This is a genomic window from Ramlibacter henchirensis (assembly GCF_004682015.1).
Lineage (GTDB): Bacteria > Pseudomonadota > Gammaproteobacteria > Burkholderiales > Burkholderiaceae_C > Ramlibacter > Ramlibacter henchirensis.
The window spans coordinates 216,892-236,547 of sequence record NZ_SMLM01000002.1; the positions used below are offsets into that span (position 1 = coordinate 216,892).

Consider the following 19,656-nt stretch of genomic DNA (forward strand, 5'->3'; position numbering starts at 1 on the left):
CGCGCGGACCCCCGAGGTTAGCCGTTTGCCTTGGCCACCGCGCGCTGCGCCATCACGCCGATGAGGTTGGCGCGGTAGGCCGCCGTCGCGTGCAGGTCGGTGGACAGGCCCTCGGGCGAAATGCGCACGCCGGCGGCCGACTCGGGCGTGAAGCTGCGCGTGAGCGCCTCCTCCAGTCCCTTGTGGCGGACCACGCCGTTGCCGCCGCCCGTGACGGCGACCCGCACACCCGACGCGGTCTGCGCGACGCACACGCCGATCAGCGCGAAGCGCGAAGCTGGTTGCTTGAACTTGATGTAGGCCGCCTTCTGCGGGATCGGGAACGAGACCGCCGTGATCAACTCGCCGTCGCCCAGCGCCGTCGTGAAGAGGCCGGTGAAGAAATCATCCGCCGGGATCTTGCGCTGCGTCGTCTGCACGGTGGCGTTCAGGCCCAGCACGCCGGCCGGGTAGCAGGCCGCGGGATCGTTGTTGGCCAACGAGCCGCCGATGGTGCCCAGCGCGCGCACCTGCCGGTCGCCGATGTGGGCCGCCAGGTCGGCCAGCGCGGGGATCGCCTTGCGCACGTCGTCGCTGCTGGCGACCTCGGCATGCCGGGCCATCGCGCCGATCACGAGGTTGTCGCCCTCGCGGCGGATGCCCGAGAGCTCGCGCACTGCGCCCAGGTCGACCAGCTGCTCGGGGTTGGCCAGCCGCAGCTTCATCGAGGCCAGCAGGGTCTGGCCGCCGGCCAGCGGCTTGCCGCCGGCGCCCGCCAGCCGCACCGCGTCGGCCAGCGCGGCCGGGCGTTCGAAGGTGAATGCATACATGCTTGTCTCCTTGCGTTCAGTGGGCGGCCTGCTGGATTGCCTGCCACACGCGCGGCGCGCTGGCCGGCATGTCCAGGTCCTTCACGCCCAGGTCCTTGAGCGCGTCGAGTACCGCGTTGATCACCGCCGGCGGCGAGCCGATCGCGCCGGCCTCGCCGCAGCCCTTGGTGCCCAGCGGGTTGTGGGTGCAGGGCGTCACGTGGTTGCCGATGCGGAAGCTGGGCAGGTCGTCGCAGCGCGGCATGGCGTAGTCCATGAAGCTGCCGGTCAGCAGCTGGCCGCTTTCGCGGTCGTACACGCAGTTCTCCATCAGCGCCTGGCCGATGCCCTGCGCCAGGCCGCCGTGCACCTGCCCTTCCACGATCATCGGGTTGATGATGGTGCCGAAGTCGTCCACCGCGGTGAAGCGGTCCAGGCGGACCGTGCCGGTGGCGGGATCGACCTCCACCTCGGCGATGTAGGTGCCGGCCGGGAAGGTGAAGTTGGTCGGGTCGTAGAACGCCGTCTCGTTCAGGCCGGGCTCCAGCTTGTCGAGCGGGTAGTTGTGCGGCACGTAGGCCGTGAGCGCCACCTGCCCGAACGGGATCTTCTTGTCCGTGCCCTTGACCTTGAACTCGCCGCCTTCGAACTCGATGTCGGCGTCGCTCGCTTCCATCAGGTGCGCCGCGATCTTCTTGGCCTTGGCCTCGATCTTGTCCAGCGCCTTCATGATCGCCGCGCCGCCCACGCTGATCGAGCGCGAGCCGTAGGTGCCCATGCCGAACGGCACGCGGCCAGTGTCGCCGTGCACCACGTCGACGTTCTCCACGGGGATGCCCAGCCGCCCGGCCACGACCTGCGCGAACGTGGTCTCGTGGCCCTGGCCGTGGCTGTGCGAGCCGGTGAACACCGTCACGCTGCCGGTCGGATGCACGCGGATCTCGCCGCATTCGAACAGCCCCGCGCGAGCACCGAGTGCACCCGCAATGTTCGAGGGCGCGATGCCGCAGGCTTCGATGTAGCTGCTGTAGCCGATGCCGCGCTTCAGGCCCTTGGCTTCGCTGGCCTTCTTGCGGGCCTCGAAGCCGCCGACCTCGGCCAGCGACTTGGCCTTGTCCATGCACGCGTGGTAGTCGCCCGTGTCGTACTGCAGCGCCACCGGCGTCTGGTACGGGAACTGTGTGATGAAGTTGCGCTTGCGGATCTCGTCCTGCGGGATGCCCAGCTCCCACGCGCAGCGGGTGACGAGGCGTTCGAGCAGGTAGGTGGCCTCGGGGCGTCCGGCGCCACGGTACGCGTCCACCGGCGCCGTATTGGTGAACCACGCATCGACCTCGACGTGGATCAGCGGCGTGGTGTACTGGCCGGCCAGCAGCGTGGCGTAAAGGATGGTGGGCACCGCGGTCGAGAACGTCGACAGGTAGGCGCCCAGGTTGGCATCGGTGTGCACGCGCAGCGCCAGGAACTTGCCGTCCTTGTCCAGCGCCATCTCGGCATGGCTCACGTGGTCGCGGCCGTGCGCGTCGCACAGGAAGGCCTCGCTGCGCTCGCAGGTCCACTTGATCGCGCAGTTGAGCTGCTTGGCGGCCCAGGTCAGCGCCACGTCCTCCGCGTACAGGTAGATCTTGGAGCCGAAGCCGCCGCCGACGTCGGGCGCGATCACGCGCACCTTGTGCTCGGGCAGGCCGAGCACGAAGGCGGTCATCAGCAGCCGCTCGACGTGCGGGTTCTGGTTGGCCACGTACAGCGTGTACTCGTCCTTCGACCGGTCGAATGAACCGATCGCTGCGCGCGGCTCGATGGCATTGGGCACGAGCCGGTTGTTCGTGAGGTCCAGCGTCGTGACGTGGGCCGCCCTGGCGAATGCCGCGTCGACCTGCGCCTTGTCGCCGATCGCCCACTTGTAGCAGTGGTTGTCGGGCGCAGCTTCATGCAGGCCCGGGCCCTTCTGCGCTTCGCGGACGTCCACCACCGCGGGCAGCACGTCGTAGTCGACCTCCACCGCTTCGGCCGCGTCTTTCGCGTTCTGCACCGTGTCGGCCACGACCATGGCGACGTGGTCGCCGACGTAGCGCACCTTGCCCTGGGCCAGGATGGGATGCGGCGGCTCCTTCATCGGCGTGCCGTCGGTGCTGGTGATCAGCCAGCCGCAGGGCAGCCCGCCCATCTTGCCTTCCACGTCCTTGCCGGTGAACACCTTCACGACGCCGGGCATGCCCTCGGCGCGCGAAACGTCGACGGACCTGATGGCCGCATGCGCATGCGGCGAGCGCACGAACACCGCATAGCGCATGTTCGCGAGCTGGATGTCGTCGGTGTACTGGCCGCTGCCGGTGAGGAAGCGGTAGTCCTCCTTGCGGCGCAGCGACTCGCCGATGTGCGGCAGCCGGGAAAGATCGGATGCACCCATGGTTGTCTCCTCGTGTGGTCAGGCCGAAGCGGTGGCGGTGGACGCCTGGCCTTGCGAGGACGCCATGGCGGCCCCGCCCTGCTGGACGGCCTTGACGATGTTCTGGTAGCCCGTGCAGCGGCACATGTTGCCTTCGAGCTGCTCGCGGATCTCGGTCTCGGACGCGCCCGGATGGCGCGTGCACAGGTCGATGGCGCTCATCACCATGCCCGGCGTGCAGTAGCCGCATTGCAGCCCGTGGCAGTCCTTGAACGCGGCCTGCATCGGGTGCATCGTGCCGTCGGCCGCGGCGATGCCTTCGATGGTGGTGATCTCGGCGCCGGGATGCTGGAGCGCCAGCGTGTTGCACGACTTGACGGCCTTGCCGTTGATCAGCACCGTGCACGCGCCGCACTGGGCGGTGTCGCATCCGACGTGCGTGCCCGTGAGGCGAAGATGTTCGCGGATCGCGGTGACCAGCAACGTATTGGGAGGCACGTCGAGGCTGGCGGCCTTGCCGTTGACTTTCAGTTGAACCTGCATGTCGTCTTCCTCCAGGGGTTTGGGAGTGGCGCGACGATTGTTGGAGCCGTGCCTGACCCCCTACCTAGGCGAAACCCTAGAAGCGGGACGAGGTCATCTGAAATTCTCAAAATGGAACATCCGGGCTCGCGATGATCGAAGGCGCGGCTCAACACAACGGAGACACCCCATGCCGGTCACGGACCAAGCTCGGCTGCAGGACATCGAACGCGCGCGGCGCGCCGTCATCGGCGAAGGCCGCTGTGCCACCGATGTGCTGGTCGAGCGCTGGTTCGAGCGCAGCTGGATCGAGCGCTCCTGGCGCCGCTGCCTCGATCAAGGCATGCGTCCCGATCATCGAGTGGCGTTCGACGTGATCCCCGCGCAGGCGATGCGCCGCACGGAAGAGGCGAGCCACTCGCTGCTGGAGGCCGCGAAGCCGGTGATGTCACGACTCGCGCGCGCGATCGCCGGCAGCCGCTACTTCGCGGTGCTGACGGATGCGCAGGGCACGGTGGTCGGCGTCGACGGCGCCATCGACCGCAGCGACCGGCGCGCGCAGCTGATCACCCGCGTGGGCGTGGACCTGTCGGAACGCGCGGTGGGCACCACCGCCATCGGCGCGGCGCTGGCCGAGCTGCAACCGGTGTGGCTGCACCGCGGCGAGCATTTCTTCGACGACACGAGCTGCTACAGCTGCGCGGGCGCTCCGCTCATCGGTCCCAAGGGCAACGCGGTGGGCATGCTCGACCTCACCGGCATCGATGCGGCCGAGCGGCCCGAGCTCAAGCATCTCGTCGTGCAGTCGGCCCGCAGCATCGAGAACGCGCTGACGCTGGCGCGGCCGCACGCGCTGCTGCTGCGCCTGAACTGGCCGGGGCGCGCTTTCGGCGACGAAGACGGGCTGCTCTGCCTGGACCGCGACGGCTGGGTCGCCGGAGTGAGTCCGGCGGCACGCGAGATGCTGGGGCTGGCGGGCAGCGGCACCGTGCATTGCAGCGAGCTGTTCGCGACGGCCTGGGAGCGCTTCTTCGATCTCGCGCGCAAGGAGCCCGCCGCGCTGGAGGTGCCGCTGTGGTCGGGGTTGACCTTGCAGGTGCTGGCGACTCTGCCCGGCCATACGCACGCGGCGCATCCCGCGACGGAATCGCGGCTGCCGCTGAAGGACCTGGAGACGGAACTCATCCGGCAGGCGGTGCAGGACGCGCGCGGGAACGTGATGGCCGCGGCGCGGCGGCTGGGGATCAGCCGGGCGACTGTTTACCGCAAGCTCGGGCAGCGCGGCCGGTAGTGTCCTGCTCCCTCTCCCTCTGGGAGAGGGCTGGGGTGAGGGCACGCGCGCGGCCTGCATTCCTTGCCGGGCTTGTTCTTTGCCCCTGCGCACCCCGCCATCAATCCGCCAACGCAACCACCACCGCCGACTCATCCACCCGCACTGCCACCGCGCTCCCACTGCGTAACCCACTGCCCGCCGGCGCGAACCCCACCATCGCCAGCCCCCCGGAGAGTTGCACCGCGACTTCATCCCCGGCGTCGCCGCGTGCCACTCGTGTCACGCGGCCCGTGAGCAGGTTCGAACCCGCAGAGCGACGCGCGCCAGGCCGTGCCACCGTCACCGCCGTGGCCTTGCACAGCGCGAGCACCGGACGATCGACCGAGAGACCGAGCAACTCGCCACTTTCCGTGGTGATGCGCGCGGCCAGCGTGCCGCCACCTGCGAAGGCAAGTACCACGCGCAGCAGCGGCCCGTGCGACTGCAACTCCGCCACCACCGCCGGCAACTGGTTGCGCATGCTGGTGCGCAAAGCCAGGCCCGCGAGCGACGACGCCTCGCGCCGCGCCTTCAAGCCTCCGAGCACCTGCTCCCGGGTGCGAGCCATCGCCGCACCTGCGCGCAACAGCTGCTTTCCCGCCGCCGACAGTTGCGCGCCACCGCCGCCCGCGCCGCCCACAGATCGTTCCACCAGCGGCACGCCCGCGAGGTTGGAGAGCATGTCCAGCGCCTGCCACGCGGCCTTGTAGCTCACGCCGGCCTGCCGCGCCGCCTGTGAGATGGAGCCGCATTCGCCCACCAGCCGCAGGATCTCCAGCCGTTTGTCGGTGGCGGCATGGCCGAGGGCCTGGTCGAGGTGCAGTCGGCGCGGCATGGCTGCGCATTGTGGCGGGAAACGGCGCGCCGTACACTGGGCGCTATTCCACCCATGAATAGCGCGATGCGCCCCGCCGCCCTCCTCCTTGCCCTGCTCCTGCCACCCGCTGCACTGCATGCGGCGGAGGTCAACGTGGCGGTCGCGGCCAACTTCAGCGCGCCGATGCGCAAGCTCGCGGCCGCCTTCGAGCAGGCCAGCGGGCACAAGGCCACCCTGGCGTTCGGCTCCACCGGCCGCTTCTACGCGCAGGTGAAGAACGGCGCGCCGTTCCAGGTGCTGCTCGCGGCGGACGACGAGACACCGGCCCGGCTGGAGAAGGAAGGCCTGGCCGTGCCGGGATCTCGCTTCACCTACGCGACCGGGCGCCTCGTGCTGTGGAGCGCCAGCCCCGGCGTCGTGGACGAGCGCGGCGAGGTGCTCCGCAAGCCCGGTGCGGGCAAGGTGGCGATCGCGGATGCGCGGCTCTCGCCCTATGGGGCGGCGGCCATCGAGGTCCTGAAGCGGCTCGGCCTCGACCAGGCTCTTCACCCGCGGCTGGTGCAGGGCGAAAACATCTCGCAGGCCCACCAATTCGTCGCCACCGGCAATGCGCAGATGGGCTTCGTCGCCCTGTCGCAAGTGATCGTGGACGGCCGCATCGAGAAAGGTTCGGCCTGGCACGTGCCCGCCGACCTGCATTCGCCGATCCGGCAGGATGCCGTGGTGCTTGCGGCCGGCAAGGACAGCCCCGCAGCCGCCGCGCTCATGGCGTTCCTGCGCAGCGACGCCGCCCGCGCGATCATCCGCGCGCACGGCTACGAGCTGTAGCCATGCCGTTCACCCGCGAAGACCTGGCCGCCATCTGGCTCACGCTGAAGCTGGCGGGCGCCACGACCGTGCTGCTGCTGCTGCTCGCCACGCCGCTGGCCTGGTGGCTGTCGCATGCGCGCGGCCGCTGGCCCGCGCTGGTGGCGGCGATCGTTGCGCTGCCGCTGGTGCTGCCGCCGACGGTGCTGGGCTTCTATCTGCTGGTGGTGTTCGGCCCCCAGGGCTGGGGCGGACGGCTGACGCAGGCGCTCGGCCTCGGGTTGCTGCCCTTCACTTTCGGCGGGCTGCTGGTCGCGTCGGTGCTCTATTCGCTGCCGTTCGCGGTGCAGCCGCTGCAGCATGCGTTCGAGGCCGTGGGGCGGCGGCCGATGGAAGTGGCCGCGACCTTGCGCGCGGGGCCGATCGACGCTTTCCTCACTGTCGCCGTGCCGCTGGCGCGGCCCGGGTTCATCACCGCAGCCATCCTCACCTTCGCGCACACCGTCGGCGAGTTCGGCGTCGTCCTCATGATCGGCGGCAACATCCCGGAGAAGACCCGCGTCGTGTCGACACAGATCTACGGCCACGTGGAAGCGCTGGCCTACACGCAGGCGCACTGGCTGTCGGCCGGCATGCTGGCGTTCTCGTTCGCCGTGCTGCTCGCGGTCGCGGTGTCCACGCGGCGCACGGCGAGACTGATGCCGTGAACAAAACGCTGAACCGCTTGCGACTGCGGCTGGAACGGGCAGCGTTCACGCTGGACGTGGACGTCACGTTGCCGCGCGGCATCACCGTGCTGTACGGCCCGTCCGGTTCCGGCAAGACCACCGTGCTGCGTTGCGTCGCCGGACTTGAGCGCGCACAAGGCGAAGTGCGGGTGGCCGGCCGAACGTGGCAGGACGACGTCAGCGGCGAATTCCTGCCGCCGTGGCAACGCCCGCTCGGCTATGTATTCCAGGAGGCAAGCCTCTTCCCGCACCTCACGGTGGCCGGCAACCTCCGTTATGCACAGCGACGCGCCGGACGCGACGCCGATGCTTCGGCGCTGCAACGTGTCATCGATCTGCTGGGCATCTCGCCGCTGCTGGACCGATCGACACCCGAGCTGTCAGGCGGCGAGCGCCAGCGCGTCGCCATCGCCCGTGCGCTCACGACGCAACCGCAGCTGCTGTTGCTCGACGAGCCGCTGGCATCGCTCGATCCCGCGCGCCGCCGCGAAGTGCTGCCCTGGCTGGAGGAACTGCGCGACGGGCTGGGCATTCCGATGCTGTACGTCACCCATTCCGCGGAGGAGATGGCGCGCCTGGCGGACACGGTGGTGCTGATGGAAGCCGGCCGCGTGCTGGCGAGCGGACCTCCCGCGCAAACGCTCACGCGGCTGGACCTGCCGCTCACTCGCGACGAGGAAGCGGGCGCGCTGCTTCAGGGTGTGATCGCGCAGATCGATACCCGCTGGCACCTCGCGCGCGTCGACTTCGATGGCGGCTGGCTCTGGCTGCGCGACGATGGGTTGCAGGCGGGCGAGCGCGTGCGCGTCCGCGTCCTCGCGAGGGACGTCAGCATTGCGCTGGAGCCGTCCGCTCCGGGCACGTCGTCCATCCAGAACGTGCTCGCCTGCACTGTCGCGGGACTCGCGCCAGGCCCCCACCCGTCGCAGGCGCTCGTGGCGCTGCAATGTGGCGGGCACCAGCTGGTGGCGCGCATCACGGCTCGCGCCGCCGACACGCTGGGGCTGGTTGCGGGGAATAGGGTGTTCGCGCAGGTGAAGTCGGCGGGGCTGGTGCGTTGAGGGTCCGCCTGTTGTTGAATCTACAACGTACGCTGTAGCATCTACTACGGGTGCTGTTGGATCGACAGCGCATGCTGTAGTATTCACAACGCCCGGGAATGATCGTGGACGCAACCCTCGCCTACCTCTTCGGCAGCCGGACCAAGGCCAGGCTGCTGCGCGCGCTGTTTTCCACTCCGCACGAAGCCTTCCACCTGCGCGGGCTGGCATCCCTGGCCGGCGTGGACGCGGGCAATGCGGTGAAGGTGCTTCGGGGACTCGTGGCGGTCGGCCTGGTCAAGCAGGTGGCGGATGCGAGGGGAACGCGTTACCAGGCCGACGAAGGGTCGCCCCTGCATGCTGCCTTGAGGCAGCTGTTCCTCGCCGCGGACGCCCTCCTCCACGACTTGCGCGAGGTCGCGCAGGCCTTGCCGGCCGAGCAGGTGCACGTCTTCGGCTCCATGGCGCGAGGCACTGCCGGACCGGACAGCGATGTGGACATGCTCGTCGTGGGTGACCTGTCCACGATCGAGGCGCAGGCGGCGTTCAAGCGCGTCGCGCGCAAGCACAAGAGGGAAGTCAGCGTGCTGGTCGTGGACCGGGACACCCTGCGCAAGCAGGTCGCCGAAGGCACAGCCTTCTGGCGCGACGTGCTCGCCCATCCGGTCATCACCCTCAAGGGAGACAACATCGATGCTGCGCTCGGCCCGCCAACTCTCGCTCGATGAACAGGCTTTCCATTCCTGCCCGCAGGACAGGTCAACGGTCGCGGCGCTGCTCGCCGCGGCGACCCGCAAGAGGGCGGATGCGCTGCTCGAAGCGAATTCGCTGGACACGCGGGTGGAAGCGAACTACGACGCCTGCTTCAGCATCGCCCTGGCGGTGCTGAACGCGCATGGCTGGAAAGCGCGCCCGGTGCCGGCCCACCACCGCTATACGCTGGAAGCGGCTTGCGAAGCGATCGGTGCGAGCGAAGCGGTGTTCGACCGTGTCGACGCCATCCGCGACGTGCGCAACCTGAAGTACAGCGGCATCAGCCGGACCCGCAAGGATTACGAGTTCTCGCTGAAGGTGCTGGACGAATTCGCTCAAGCCGCGGGCACATGGTTCTCCCTCCACCACGGCGGGCTGCTCAAGATCTAGGCGCAAAGCGCGAGGGTGCGCTTGTGCGCGATGCAATGCGGCGCAGCACGCACCTGCTTGCGGTTCAATTCGCGGCGTTCGGAAAGAACAACTGCTCCCCCGCCACCTTGTACGAAGCGATCGCCTGCTGCCCCTGCGCCGACACGATCCAGTCCACGAACTTCTTCGCCGCGGCCTGCTTCACATGCGGATGCTTCTTCGCGCTCACGGCCATCACGCCGTACTGGTTGAACAGGCGCTTGTCGCCCTCGATGAGGACGGCGAGGTCGCCGCGGTTCTTGAAGCTGAGCCAGGTGCCGCGGTCGGTGAGCGCATAGGCGTTCGCCGATGAGGCGATGTTGAGCGCCGGGCCCATGCCGCAGCCGCATTCCTTGTAACCACCGACCTGGGCGGTCGCGAGGCCCGCCTTTTTCCAGTACCGCAGCTCCGCCGCATGAGTGCCGCTCTTGTCGCCGCGCGAGACGAAGGGCGCATTCACCGCGGCGACTTTCTTCAGGCCCTCGACGACATCGCGGCCCTTCGCGCCGGCGGGATCGTCCTTCGGGCCGACCAGCACGAAATCGTTGTACATGACGGCATGCCGCGTGGGCGCGAAGCCGTCGGCGACGAACTTCTCCTCGGCAGGCTGGTCGTGCACGAAAAGCACGTCGGCATCGCCGCGGCGGGCCATGTCGATCGCCTGGCCGGTGCCGACGGCGACCACTTTCACGTCGATGCCGGTCGCGCGCTTGAACTCGGGCAGCAGGTGGGCGAACAGGCCGGTCTGCTCGGTGGACGTGGTCGAGGCCATGGTGATCGTTTCCGCCGACACGGTGCCGGCAGCGGCCAACGCTATCGTGCACACCACACCGCGCAGAAGTCGGTTCATGCGAGTTCTCCCTTGACGAAGAGGTCGGCCTCGCGCGACAGGCCGGGCAGCCGCACGCGGTCGAAGAAGACGTCCACCGGCGCATCGGCCAGCACGCGGCCGTGCTCCAGGTAAACGACGCGCGTGGCCAGGCGCTTGACCTGGCCGAGGTTGTGGCTGGCGAAGACGAGCGTCATGCCGCCGTGGGCGAATTCCTCCATCAGCGACTCGACCTCGCGCTTGGCATGCGGGTCCAGGCTCGCGGTGGGTTCGTCCAGCAGCAGCACCTTGGGCTGCAGCGCCCACGCCCGCGCGAGCGCCAGCCGCTGCTGCTGGCCGCCGGAGAGCACGCGCGCGTTCCGGAATGCCGCTTCGCCCAGCCCCACGCGCCCGAGCGCGACCAGCGCGCGTTCGCGGCCATCACGCCAGCGCGTGCCGCGTAGCCACAGCGCGAGCGCCACGTTGTTCATGGCGCTGGTGCGCAGCATGAACGGACGCTGGAACACCATGGCCTGGCGCGCCGCACTGTCGCGCAGGACTGTTCCGTGCGTGGGCTGGACCAATCCGTGCAGCACGCGCAGCAGCGTGCTCTTGCCGCTGCCGTTGGCGCCGATCAGCGCCACGCGCTCGCCGGCCTCGATCCGCAGGTCGATGCCCTTGAGGGCCGGCACCGGACCGAACACCACGCCGACGTCCTGGAGCCGTACGACGGCGCTCATGTGGCGACCGCCGTGCGAGGCAACGCCGCATCGCCCCGCGCCAGGCGCCAGCGCCGCAGCACCACCACCAGCGCGTTCAGGCCCAGCACCACCGCCAGCAGCACGACACCCAGGCCCAGCGCGAGCGGCAGGTCGCCCTTGGTCGTCTCCAGCGCGATGGCCGTCGTCATCACGCGGGTGAAGCCGTCGATGTTGCCGCCGACGATCATCACCGCGCCCACTTCGGAGATCGCGCGGCCGAAGCAGGCGATCAGCACGGTGAGCAGCGCATAGCGCTCGTCCCACGCCAGCAGCAGACTGCGCAACAGTGGCCGCGCGCCCATCGAGGCGAGCTGTTCTCCGTGCTGCACGTCGGCGTCCTCCACCACCTGCCGCGTGAGCGCCGCGGCCACGGGCAGCACCAGGATCGCCTGCGCGAGCACCATCGCCGGGAAGGAAAAGAGCCAGCCCAGGAACCCGAGCGGGCCGGAGCGCGAAAGCAGCAGGTAGACCACCAGGCCCACGACGACCGAGGGCACGGCGAGCGAGGTATTGAGCAGCGCCATCATCGCCACGCGTCCGCGGAACCGGGCCACGCCCAGCCATGCGCCCAGCGCGATGCCGAAGCCGCAGGCCAGCGCGCACGCGCTGGCGCTCACTGCGAGCGAGCGCACCACGATCGCGGCCAGGGTGGGATCGGGCGTGAGCACCAGGCGCAGCGCCAGCGCCAGGCTCTCGGAAAAATTGCTCATCGGGCTGCGATGCTAGGCCTGCGGGGCGTTCGAGACCATAAGTTCTTCAACCTATGAATCACCCTGCATAGCGCATACTGCGCGCGCCGATGCACAAGGTAGAACTCTCGTACTCGCTCACCGGCCGCCGCCCGGCCGGCGCCGCGATCCGCAATCCGCTGATCGAGCTGCTGCACGCGGTCCGCGCGCACGGCTCCATCTCCGGCGCGGCCAAGTCGCTGGGGCAGTCGTACCGGCACGTGTGGGGGGAGCTGAAACGCTGGGAAGCGGAGCTGGGCCGCGGGCTGATCGTGTGGGACAAGGGCCAGCCGGCGCGCCTGACCGAATTCGGCGACAAGCTGCTGTGGGCCGAGCGCCAGGCCCAGGCCCGCCTGGCGGCGCAGATCGAATCGCTGCACGCGGACCTGGAGCGTGCGTTTGCCGTTGCGTTCGACGACGCGACCCACGTGCTGACGCTGTACGCCAGCCACGACGACGCGCTCGTGCTGTTGCGCGACCACGCCGCGGCGACGGCGCGGCTGCACCTGGACATCCGGTTCATCGGCAGCGTCGATGCGATCGCGGCGCTCAACGAAGGCCGCTGCACGATGGCGGGCTTCCACACGCCGCCGCAGCCGGCGCCGGGCTCACGGGCGCAGCGCACCTACCAGCCGCTGCTGCGGCCGGGAGAGCACAAGATCATCGGCTTCGCGCGGCGGCGGCAGGGGCTGGTGGTCGCGGCGGGGAATCCGATGGGCATCACGGGCCTGGACGATCTGGTGCGGCGGCAGGCGCGCTATGTGAACCGCGCGCTGGGCACCGGCACGCGCGTCGTCGCCGAGGACCTGCTCGCGAACTTGAGACTCGCCGCGGGTGACATCCAGGGATGGGATCGCATCGAACCTTCGCATTGGGCGGTGGCGGAGGCGGTGGCCTCGGGCAGCGCCGATGCGGGCATGGCGATTGAAACGGCGGCGCGCAGCCGCGGGCTCGGCTTCGTGCCGCTTCTGGAGGAGGACTACTACCTCGTTTGCCTGCGGTCCGTGCTGGAACAGCCGGCTGCGCGGGCGTTGCGCGAGGTGTTGGCCACGCGGGAGTGGCAGGAGCGGTTGGGCTCGCTCGCGGGGTATGAGCCGTTGTGGAGTGGAGAGGTGCTCAGCTTGAGCAGGCAGTTGCCTTGGTGGAAGTTCCGCAAGTCGAAGGCCGCGAGAACGAGCTGAAGCGGGTCCCTCACTTCATGACTAGGCGAGACAGGCCTCCGCCGTCGTGGACTGCCAGAGGCCCTCGTTGTCTCCTAATGCCTCATCCAGATTTGCGAGAAATCGCCCCTCTCCATGGCCGCCCGGTCGCCGTAGAAGAAGATGTCGCGCCCGTCGCCGCACTGCCACCCGGCTTCGGAATTGCTCGTGATCTGCAGGAGAAGCCCCCAACGCGCCGCGCTTCGCTGGATGTCCGCTGCTTGCGGATGATCGGGCCGGAACTTCCCGGGATCGATGCCGCGAGAGCCACATTCGCAATCGATCTCCGCCTGTGGTGGCGGATATAGCGGATAGCCCCCATCGCAGGCAGCAGGTCCACCAGGCCGGCGCTGCGCAGCTGTTTTTCCAGCGGCGCATTGGCCGGAACCGAAATGCGCTCGCGCCCCCCGGGCCGCCCTTCCTCGGAGACGTAGGCGTGAGACCGGCCTGCCTCCAGGTCGACCGCTTGCACGCTGTCGGGGGTGCTTGCGAGCAGCTTGCCGCCTACAAATGAAAACGATGCGGAAACGTACGAGCCTGCCTCGTGTCCGGCGACAGATTTGGCAATCCACCGGTCCGGGAAATGACCTGCCGGCCAGGATTCCCCCGATTCGAGGTCGGTCACGACCAAGTGCCCGTCTGCGCGCGTGGCCATCCAACGGCCACAGTCGGACAGCGCAACCTCGAATACGACGTCCCGCTTGGCGCCTCGATGCGGGCGGAAGCACCTCGGCTTGCCGCCTTCAACGCTGACCAGCCAGACGGAAAGCTCGTCCGTGATGAACGCGACATGCCGTCCATCCGGAGTGATGGCTGGCCTTTCCGGTCGAGCGGCCTTGGGCATGGAGACGGTCCGCACATCCGCGTCCCCATGACGAACGACGGTGAGCTCCTTGTGGTCGGTGACGATCCAGCCTCCTTCGAAGGCATGCGCATCACTACCGCGAAAAGTGGCAAGCAACTCGAACGCGGCACTGGCTTGGTGCTCTTGAATCTCGATACCGCTCGGGCCCATGCCGCGAAAAAGGATCCTTCGGCTGTCGTTCGAGAGCGCGAGCGGCCGGTCGAGCCGCAGCGGTGTCTTGCTCGACTCCTTCACTTCGAGCGCAATCTTGCGCTGCCGCAGGTCGATGATGCGCAGGACGGCGCGGTGCCGGTCGCCTGCCGGGGGAAGGGCAGCGGCGACAACCCCGTTCCGGGCTGCGTGGAGCACACCCGGAATGCGCAAGCTGTCGCTGCCAGCCAGTTGCGCCTCGTACCGCGCGCGCCGGGCATTTTTTGCATAGACATCGCGGTACTTCTTCTCTCCGCCCTCCGCGAGGGCCTCCGCATCGCGGGCGCTGTTTTCCAGGCGTTGCGCCTCCTTCCCGTCGGCTGGGAGAGGGATGGTGAACAAGTGGGACACGTCTTCGAGCACATCGGGCCGTCCCGCGTTGCCCAAGGCAAAGCGGGCGTACTCGACCTCACGTGGATGGTCGACGGGTGCCGAATGGAAGGTTGCAAGCAGGAAAGTGCCGTCATCAGCGACGGGCAGGATGCGAGTCTGGTAGGTCATCGAAGCTCCACATCGGCGTCCATTGCCGGGGAGCCGTAGTCTTCTTGCCGGACTCTCGGACTCGAAGGAGCAAAGTACGGGGGCCTGCCGCAATCGCGGCGGGTACAGCCAGTGGAACCTGCGCCTCAGCGCTTGCGCGGCGCCGGCTTGACCGTGGCGCGCGCTTTCGCGGGCGCCTTGGTGGCCGCGGCGCGCTTGCGCGGGGCCACTTCTTCCTCGTCGTTCGCAGCAGCCGTAGCCGTGGCCGTGGCGGCAGCACGTCGGGGCGCAGCGGAGGGCGCAGCAGCGGCGCCCTTTCCTTGCAGGCTGCGCCGCAGCAGGTCGGTGAGGTCGATGACCTCCGCGGTCGCTGACGGCGCTTCCTCGCCCGGCAACGGTTGCAGCGTCGCGACGTCGCCCTTGGCGGCCTTGGCCTGCACCAGCTGCTGCAGCTTTTCCTTGAACTCGTCGTGGAACAGGTCGGGGCTCCAGGCCGCGGCCATGTCTTCGACCAGCTGCTCGGCCATCTTCAACTCGCGTTCGCTCACCGCCACCGCGGCGGTGTCGCCGAAGACCGAGGACGGCGCCTCTCGCACCTCGTCGGCCCAGCGCAGCAGGTCGAGCACCAGGCCGTCTCCGGCCGGCATGAGCGCGGCCAGGTGCTGCTTGGTCGAGATGACGACCTTGGCGACGCCGACCTTGCCGCTCTTGCGCAGCACGTCCCGCAGCAGCGCGAACGGCTTCAGCCCCCGCGCGCCGGGCGCCACGTAGTAGGGCTTGTTGAAGAAGGTGGAGGGGATCTCATCCGCATCCACGAACGCCTCGATCTCGATGGTCTGCGTGGAGCGCGGCAGGGCGCTTCGGATCTCCTCCTTGCTGAGCACCACGTACTGGCCTTCCTCGACCTGGATGCCCTTGACCAGCTCCTCTTTCTGCACCGCCTCGCCAGTCGTCTTGCTCACCTGCTTGTTGCCCACCGGGCTCATGCTGGTGGGGTCGATCAGGTTGAATTTCGGGCGCGTCTCGGCCGTCGCGCTGTACAGCACGACCGGGATGTGCACGAGACCGAAGCTGATGGCGCCTTTCCAGACGGCGCGGGTGCTGGCGGGAGCGGCCATAAGCGGCAACCTTAGGCGGCGACAAGCCCAGCCGCTGTAGGCGGGTCAAGCCCCGCTCTGTCGGACGGCGCGCCCCCCATCCGGGCCGTGATCTGCGCTACAGCGCGCAGGTGCGAAAGCCGGTGAACCCGTCGTCGCGCTCGGGCAGCGCGAAGCCGCGCGCCTTGGCCGTCTTCAGCCGTGCGCGCGTGGCGAAGCTCGCACCGCGCAGCACGCGGGCGCGGCCGAACAGCGGCTCGGCCTCGAACTCGGTGTGGCGGGTCCAGGCATGCGGCGTGAATCCGGGCCAGGGCCGCAGCGTGCCCGCTGTCCACTCGCGCACGTCGCCCCAGCGGAAGCCCCGGCCGGCCGCGCGATGCGCCGCGATCTCCCACTCCACTTCGGTCGGCAGGCGCCTGCCGCTCCAGCGAGCCCACGCATCGGCCTCCCACCAGCTCACGTGCATCACGGGCTGCTGCGAGGACATGCGGGTCGCCCTCCCGAACAGCGTCTGCAGCACGGCGCCGCTGGCCACGCCGATCTGGTCGACGTGCCGTGGCCCGCGCCGGCCCTCGGACTGCGCGAGCTGTTCGAGCCAGCCCCAGCCCTGCGGATGCCAGAGCTCCTCGCGGTCGTAGCCGCCGTCGTCGACGAATTCGACGAACTGGCCCCAGTTGACCGGCTGCGCGTCGATCTCGAATTCGGGCACGTCGACGTCGTGCGCCCACTGCTCGACGTCGAAGACGAAGCCGCCCGGTTCGGCACCCAGCCGCCAGCGGCTGGCCGGCAGCGCGAGCGGCTCGCGCTGCACGGCGGCCGGCGGCGCTGCGAACGGCAGCGAAAGGCCGAGCGACTGCGCGCCCTGCACGAGCTGTTCGCCGCGCAGGTCCTCGTGGAAGAGCGCGGCGCGGAAGAAGTACAGGCCGTCGTCGTCCGGCGTCGCGTGCTCCAGCTGCTCGAGCGTGCGCTCCAGCGTGTCCATCAGGTAGGCGCGCACCTCGCCGAAGTCCGGCAGCGGCATGTCCCAGCGCGCGTCGTGCGCCGACAGCAGCGGGTGGTACCAGCGGTCGGCCATCGGCTCCATCGAGCCCAGCCGCGGCGCATCGGCCGGGCAGCGCACGCCCTGCCCTCGCCGCGGGTTGCGGCCGATCCAGTATTCGGCGAACCAGGCGATGTGGCCGGCGATCCAGTGCGGCAGTTCGATCCGCGGCTCGAGCGGGATCCGCAGGCCGCCGGCCATCGCCTCCTCGTAGCGCGCCAGCAGCTGCAGCGTGTGGTTGCGCGAGTCCATCAGCGCGAGCGACAGCCGGTCTGCCCCGGCGCGGCGCATGTCCGGCTGGTCGATGCCCTGGGGTGCGAGGCCTGGCGAAGCCATGCGGCCGATTATGGGAAGCGGCGGCCTAGGGGGAAACACTGGCTCTCTTTAGTAAACATTTCGTCAGCAACTCTTCTATAGTTCACGGACAATTTTTTACCAAGAACTTAGCCCCGGGCGCCGATCTGCATATGCAGCGGGCGCCCGGTGTTCTATGACGCATACCTTTTCCCTGGAGACAGCATGCAGACGCTACTGAAGCTCTCGCGCGCGATCGACCGGCTCAACGATTTCGTGGGGCGCTGGATCATCTGGCTGATCCTGGCATCGACCGTCATCTCGGGCGTGAACGCCGTGGTGCGCAAGGCCTTCAGCCTGAGTTCCAACGCCTACCTGGAAGTGCAGTGGTACCTGTTCGCAGCGGCCTTCCTGCTGGCGGCGGGCTACACGCTGCTCAATGGCGAGCACGTGAAGATCGACGTGATCTACAGCCGCTTCTCGCGCCGGGGCCAGAACCTGATCGACATCTTCGGCTTCATCTTCTTCCTGCTGCCGGTGTGCATCATGCTCCTCTGGCTGGGCACGCCGTTCTTCCTGCAGGGCTTCCGCTCGGGCGAGATGTCGTCCAACGCCGGCGGCCTGGTCCGCTGGCCGGTGTACCTGATGATCCCGCTGGGCTTCGGGCTGCTGTTCCTGCAGGGCATCTCGGAACTGGTCAAGCGCATCGCCTTCCACAAGGGCCTGATCGGGGACCCGGCCGAGAAGCGGGTGCAGAGATCGGCGGAGGAGGAACTCGCCGAGGAGATCCGCCGTCTCGCGGAGCAACAGAACAAGGGCAAGGCCTGACGGCCGTCGACCGGAGCACACCATGACGGCCTTCATCGTCCAGAACCTCGCCCCGATCATGTTCGTGGGCCTGATCGTCTTCCTGCTTCTCGGCTTTCCAGTGGCCTTCAGCCTCGGGGCGTGCGGACTGTTCTTCGCCCTCATCGGCATCGCCCTCGGCGCCCTGCCGGAGTCGCTGATCCAGGCGCTGCCGCTGCGGCTGTTCGGCATCATGCAGAACGACACGCTGCTGGCCATCCCCTTCTTCACGCTCATGGGCCTGATCCTCGAGCGAAGCGGGATGGCCGAGGATCTGCTGGACACCATCGGCCAGCTGTTCGGGCCGCTGCGCGCGGGGCTGGCCATCGCCGTGATCCTGGTGGGCGCCATGCTCGCGGCCACAACCGGCGTGGTGGCCGCGTCGGTCATCTCCATGGGCCTGATCTCGCTGCCCATCATGCTGCGCTACGGCTACGACCGGCCGCTCGCCTCGGGGGTGATCGCCGCGTCGGGCACCCTGGCCCAGATCATCCCGCCGTCGCTGGTGCTGATCGTGCTGGCCGACCAGCTCGGCCGCAGCGTCGGCGACATGTACAAGGGCGCGTTCATCCCCGGCTTCATCCTCACCGGCATGTACGTGATCTACGTCGTGGCGCTGTCCCTGGTCAAGCCGAACGCCGCGCCCGCGCTGCCGGTGGAGGCGCGTGTCTACCGCGAGCCGAACGGCAGCAGCGGCGTCCCATCCCTGCTGGTCCTCACCGTCATCAGCGCGGGGCTGGCCATCACGCTGGGTGCCAACTACGCGCAGGTGGTCAGCTGGTGGCGCGGCGAGGAGGTCACCACGGTGCCCACCGACGAGATGATCGTGCTCGCCATGGCCGCCGGCGTGGGTTTGGCCTTCGTGATCGCGTTGATCAACAAGCTCACGGGCCTGAAGCTGCTGTCCCGGATCGCCGAGCGCGTGACGTTCGTTCTGATCCCGCCGCTGCTGCTGATCTTCCTGGTGCTGGGCACCATCTTCCTGGGCATCGCCACGCCGACGGAAGGCGGCGCCATGGGTGCGCTGGGCGCTTTCGCGATGGCCATGGTGCGCGGGCGGCTGTCGTTCTCGCTTCTCAAGCAGGCCCTGAACACCACCACCAAGCTGTCCTCCTTCGTGGTGTTCATCCTGATCGGCGCGACGATCTTCGGCCTGACCTTCCAGGGCGTCGACGGTCCCCGCTGGGTGGAGCACCTGCTCACCGGCCTGCCGGGCGGCCAGCTGGGCTTCCTCATCGTGGTCAACATCCTGATCTTCCTGCTGGCGTTCTTCCTGGACTTCTTCGAGCTGTCCTTCATCGTGGTGCCTCTGCTGGCTCCGGTCGCCGAGAAGCTGGGGATCGACCTGGTCTGGTTCGGCGTGCTGCTGGCGGTGAACATGCAGACCTCGTTCATGCACCCTCCGTTCGGCTTCGCCCTGTTCTACCTGCGCAGCGTGGCGCCGGAGAAGGAGTACACCGACAAGGTGACGCGCAAGCCCATCGCGCCGGTCACCACGGGCCAGATCTACTGGGGCGCGGTGCCGTTCGTGATCATCCAGATCATCATGGTGGGCCTGATCATCGCCTTCCCGGGCATCGTCTCGCGCGACGTGGTGGAGACGATCGACCTGGACAAGGTCAAGATCGAGATGCCGGTGGAACAGCCCAGCGGCGGCACGGACGATCCGCTCAAGCAGCAGGAAGGCGGCAGCACGCCATCCGGCGACGACGAGCAGAAGAAGCTCGACGAGCTGTTCAACAAGAAATAGCGGCCGCGCTCTCCACGAAAAAGGGCCCGCGTAAGC

General features: G+C 68.7%; 19 protein-coding genes. 9 read left to right on the forward strand and 10 right to left on the reverse strand.

Annotated elements, in window-relative coordinates:
• Positions 1–17: 17 nt before the first annotated feature.
• From EZ313_RS13740 to EZ313_RS13750, 3 genes are read right to left on the reverse strand one after another with little or no spacing between them, the layout of a single operon-like run.
• Entirely contained in the window at positions 18–809 is a 792-nt protein-coding gene (locus EZ313_RS13740) for an FAD binding domain-containing protein (protein WP_135263856.1), read from the reverse strand.
• Between the two features lie 16 nt (positions 810–825).
• Positions 826–3,198: a xanthine dehydrogenase family protein molybdopterin-binding subunit gene (locus EZ313_RS13745; protein WP_135263857.1), complete on the reverse strand. Its 2,373-nt coding sequence runs from the start codon at positions 3,196–3,198 to the stop codon at positions 826–828.
• Positions 3,199–3,216: 18 nt separating this feature from the next.
• Positions 3,217–3,720 (reverse strand): (2Fe-2S)-binding protein, encoded by a 504-nt coding sequence (locus EZ313_RS13750; protein ID WP_135263858.1) that lies wholly within the window; start codon positions 3,718–3,720, stop codon positions 3,217–3,219.
• A gap of 169 nt (positions 3,721–3,889) precedes the next feature.
• Here EZ313_RS13750 and EZ313_RS13755 point away from each other — a divergent pair, with 169 nt between their 5' ends.
• A complete protein-coding gene (locus tag EZ313_RS13755; protein ID WP_135263859.1) occupies positions 3,890–4,990 on the forward strand; it encodes a helix-turn-helix domain-containing protein in 1,101 nt (366 codons plus the stop codon).
• Between the two features lie 100 nt (positions 4,991–5,090).
• Here EZ313_RS13755 and EZ313_RS13760 read toward each other — a convergent pair whose 3' ends face one another.
• A complete protein-coding gene (locus EZ313_RS13760) occupies positions 5,091–5,846 on the reverse strand; it encodes a TOBE domain-containing protein (RefSeq protein WP_135263860.1) in 756 nt (251 codons plus the stop codon).
• Between the two features lie 66 nt (positions 5,847–5,912).
• On the opposite strand from EZ313_RS13760, the gene modA reads away from it, so the two are divergent.
• The 5 genes from modA to EZ313_RS13785 all read left to right on the forward strand — a co-directional run bounded on the left by modA (position 5,913) and on the right by EZ313_RS13785 (position 9,546).
• Positions 5,913–6,656 carry a molybdate ABC transporter substrate-binding protein gene (gene modA, locus EZ313_RS13765; protein ID WP_240788649.1) on the forward strand — a complete coding sequence of 248 codons (744 nt, stop codon included), beginning with the start codon at positions 5,913–5,915 and terminating at the stop codon, positions 6,654–6,656.
• 2 nt (positions 6,657–6,658) lie between these two features.
• The gene (modB, locus tag EZ313_RS13770) at positions 6,659–7,342 is read left to right on the forward strand and encodes a molybdate ABC transporter permease subunit (RefSeq protein ID WP_135263862.1); all 684 of its coding nucleotides are present in this window, start codon (positions 6,659–6,661) and stop codon (positions 7,340–7,342) included.
• Positions 7,339–8,424, forward strand: a complete 1,086-nt coding sequence (modC, locus tag EZ313_RS13775; protein ID WP_240788650.1) for a molybdenum ABC transporter ATP-binding protein — start codon at positions 7,339–7,341, stop codon at positions 8,422–8,424. The genes modB and modC overlap by 4 nt, the downstream gene beginning before the upstream one ends.
• A gap of 104 nt (positions 8,425–8,528) precedes the next feature.
• A complete protein-coding gene (locus EZ313_RS13780; RefSeq protein ID WP_135263863.1) occupies positions 8,529–9,131 on the forward strand; it encodes a nucleotidyltransferase domain-containing protein in 603 nt (200 codons plus the stop codon).
• Complete coding sequence (locus tag EZ313_RS13785) at positions 9,097–9,546, forward strand: hypothetical protein (protein WP_135263864.1); 450 nt, start codon at positions 9,097–9,099, stop codon at positions 9,544–9,546. Before EZ313_RS13780 ends, EZ313_RS13785 begins: the two co-directional genes overlap by 35 nt.
• A 64-nt stretch (positions 9,547–9,610) precedes the next feature.
• Here EZ313_RS13785 and EZ313_RS13790 read toward each other — a convergent pair whose 3' ends face one another.
• Genes EZ313_RS13790 through EZ313_RS13800 form a run of 3 tightly spaced genes read right to left on the reverse strand, consistent with a single transcriptional unit; the run spans position 9,611 to position 11,843 of the window.
• Positions 9,611–10,414, reverse strand: coding sequence for an ABC transporter substrate-binding protein (locus EZ313_RS13790; protein ID WP_167772581.1), 804 nt, complete (start codon positions 10,412–10,414; stop codon positions 9,611–9,613).
• Positions 10,411–11,112 (reverse strand): ABC transporter ATP-binding protein, encoded by a 702-nt coding sequence (locus EZ313_RS13795; RefSeq protein ID WP_135263865.1) that lies wholly within the window; start codon positions 11,110–11,112, stop codon positions 10,411–10,413. Before EZ313_RS13795 ends, EZ313_RS13790 begins: the two co-directional genes overlap by 4 nt.
• Entirely contained in the window at positions 11,109–11,843 is a 735-nt protein-coding gene (locus EZ313_RS13800; protein WP_135263866.1) for an ABC transporter permease, read from the reverse strand. Before EZ313_RS13800 ends, EZ313_RS13795 begins: the two co-directional genes overlap by 4 nt.
• Positions 11,844–11,932: 89 nt before the next feature.
• On the opposite strand from EZ313_RS13800, the gene EZ313_RS13805 reads away from it, so the two are divergent.
• The gene (locus EZ313_RS13805; protein ID WP_135263867.1) at positions 11,933–13,042 is read left to right on the forward strand and encodes a substrate-binding domain-containing protein; all 1,110 of its coding nucleotides are present in this window, start codon (positions 11,933–11,935) and stop codon (positions 13,040–13,042) included.
• 82 nt (positions 13,043–13,124) lie between these two features.
• Here the strand turns inward: EZ313_RS13805 and EZ313_RS23310 are convergent, their stop codons facing one another.
• From EZ313_RS23310 to EZ313_RS13825, 3 genes are all read right to left on the reverse strand, one after another.
• Positions 13,125–14,615, reverse strand: coding sequence for a hypothetical protein (locus tag EZ313_RS23310; protein WP_167772582.1), 1,491 nt, complete (start codon positions 14,613–14,615; stop codon positions 13,125–13,127).
• 125 nt (positions 14,616–14,740) lie between these two features.
• Positions 14,741–15,712 carry a non-homologous end joining protein Ku gene (gene ku / locus EZ313_RS13820; RefSeq protein WP_135263870.1) on the reverse strand — a complete coding sequence of 324 codons (972 nt, stop codon included), beginning with the start codon at positions 15,710–15,712 and terminating at the stop codon, positions 14,741–14,743.
• A 97-nt stretch (positions 15,713–15,809) separates the two neighbouring features.
• Positions 15,810–17,066, reverse strand: coding sequence for an SUMF1/EgtB/PvdO family nonheme iron enzyme (locus EZ313_RS13825; protein ID WP_240788651.1), 1,257 nt, complete (start codon positions 17,064–17,066; stop codon positions 15,810–15,812).
• Between the two features lie 183 nt (positions 17,067–17,249).
• On the opposite strand from EZ313_RS13825, the gene EZ313_RS13830 reads away from it, so the two are divergent.
• Both EZ313_RS13830 and EZ313_RS13835 read left to right on the forward strand, forming a co-directional pair.
• Positions 17,250–17,852 carry a TRAP transporter small permease subunit gene (locus tag EZ313_RS13830; RefSeq protein WP_135263871.1) on the forward strand — a complete coding sequence of 201 codons (603 nt, stop codon included), beginning with the start codon at positions 17,250–17,252 and terminating at the stop codon, positions 17,850–17,852.
• 22 nt (positions 17,853–17,874) lie between these two features.
• Entirely contained in the window at positions 17,875–19,620 is a 1,746-nt protein-coding gene (locus tag EZ313_RS13835) for a TRAP transporter large permease (protein ID WP_135263872.1), read from the forward strand.
• Positions 19,621–19,656: the final 36 nt, after the last annotated feature.

Coding starts and splice junctions, on each gene's coding strand:
- EZ313_RS13740 (WP_135263856.1), bottom strand. CDS start 809: ATGTATGCATTCACCTTCGAACGCCCGGCCGCGCTGGCCGACGCGGTG.
- EZ313_RS13745 (WP_135263857.1), bottom strand. CDS start 3,198: ATGGGTGCATCCGATCTTTCCCGGCTGCCGCACATCGGCGAGTCGCTG.
- EZ313_RS13750 (WP_135263858.1), bottom strand. CDS start 3,720: ATGCAGGTTCAACTGAAAGTCAACGGCAAGGCCGCCAGCCTCGACGTG.
- EZ313_RS13755 (WP_135263859.1), top strand. CDS start 3,890: ATGCCGGTCACGGACCAAGCTCGGCTGCAGGACATCGAACGCGCGCGG.
- EZ313_RS13760 (WP_135263860.1), bottom strand. CDS start 5,846: ATGCCGCGCCGACTGCACCTCGACCAGGCCCTCGGCCATGCCGCCACC.
- modA (WP_240788649.1), top strand. CDS start 5,913: ATGCGCCCCGCCGCCCTCCTCCTTGCCCTGCTCCTGCCACCCGCTGCA.
- modB (WP_135263862.1), top strand. CDS start 6,659: ATGCCGTTCACCCGCGAAGACCTGGCCGCCATCTGGCTCACGCTGAAG.
- EZ313_RS13785 (WP_135263864.1), top strand. CDS start 9,097: ATGCTGCGCTCGGCCCGCCAACTCTCGCTCGATGAACAGGCTTTCCAT.
- EZ313_RS13790 (WP_167772581.1), bottom strand. CDS start 10,414: ATGAACCGACTTCTGCGCGGTGTGGTGTGCACGATAGCGTTGGCCGCT.
- EZ313_RS13795 (WP_135263865.1), bottom strand. CDS start 11,112: ATGAGCGCCGTCGTACGGCTCCAGGACGTCGGCGTGGTGTTCGGTCCG.
- EZ313_RS13800 (WP_135263866.1), bottom strand. CDS start 11,843: ATGAGCAATTTTTCCGAGAGCCTGGCGCTGGCGCTGCGCCTGGTGCTC.
- EZ313_RS13805 (WP_135263867.1), top strand. CDS start 11,933: ATGCACAAGGTAGAACTCTCGTACTCGCTCACCGGCCGCCGCCCGGCC.
- EZ313_RS23310 (WP_167772582.1), bottom strand. CDS start 14,615: ATGACCTACCAGACTCGCATCCTGCCCGTCGCTGATGACGGCACTTTC.
- ku (WP_135263870.1), bottom strand. CDS start 15,712: ATGGCCGCTCCCGCCAGCACCCGCGCCGTCTGGAAAGGCGCCATCAGC.
- EZ313_RS13825 (WP_240788651.1), bottom strand. CDS start 17,066: ATGGCTTCGCCAGGCCTCGCACCCCAGGGCATCGACCAGCCGGACATG.
- EZ313_RS13830 (WP_135263871.1), top strand. CDS start 17,250: ATGCAGACGCTACTGAAGCTCTCGCGCGCGATCGACCGGCTCAACGAT.
- EZ313_RS13835 (WP_135263872.1), top strand. CDS start 17,875: ATGACGGCCTTCATCGTCCAGAACCTCGCCCCGATCATGTTCGTGGGC.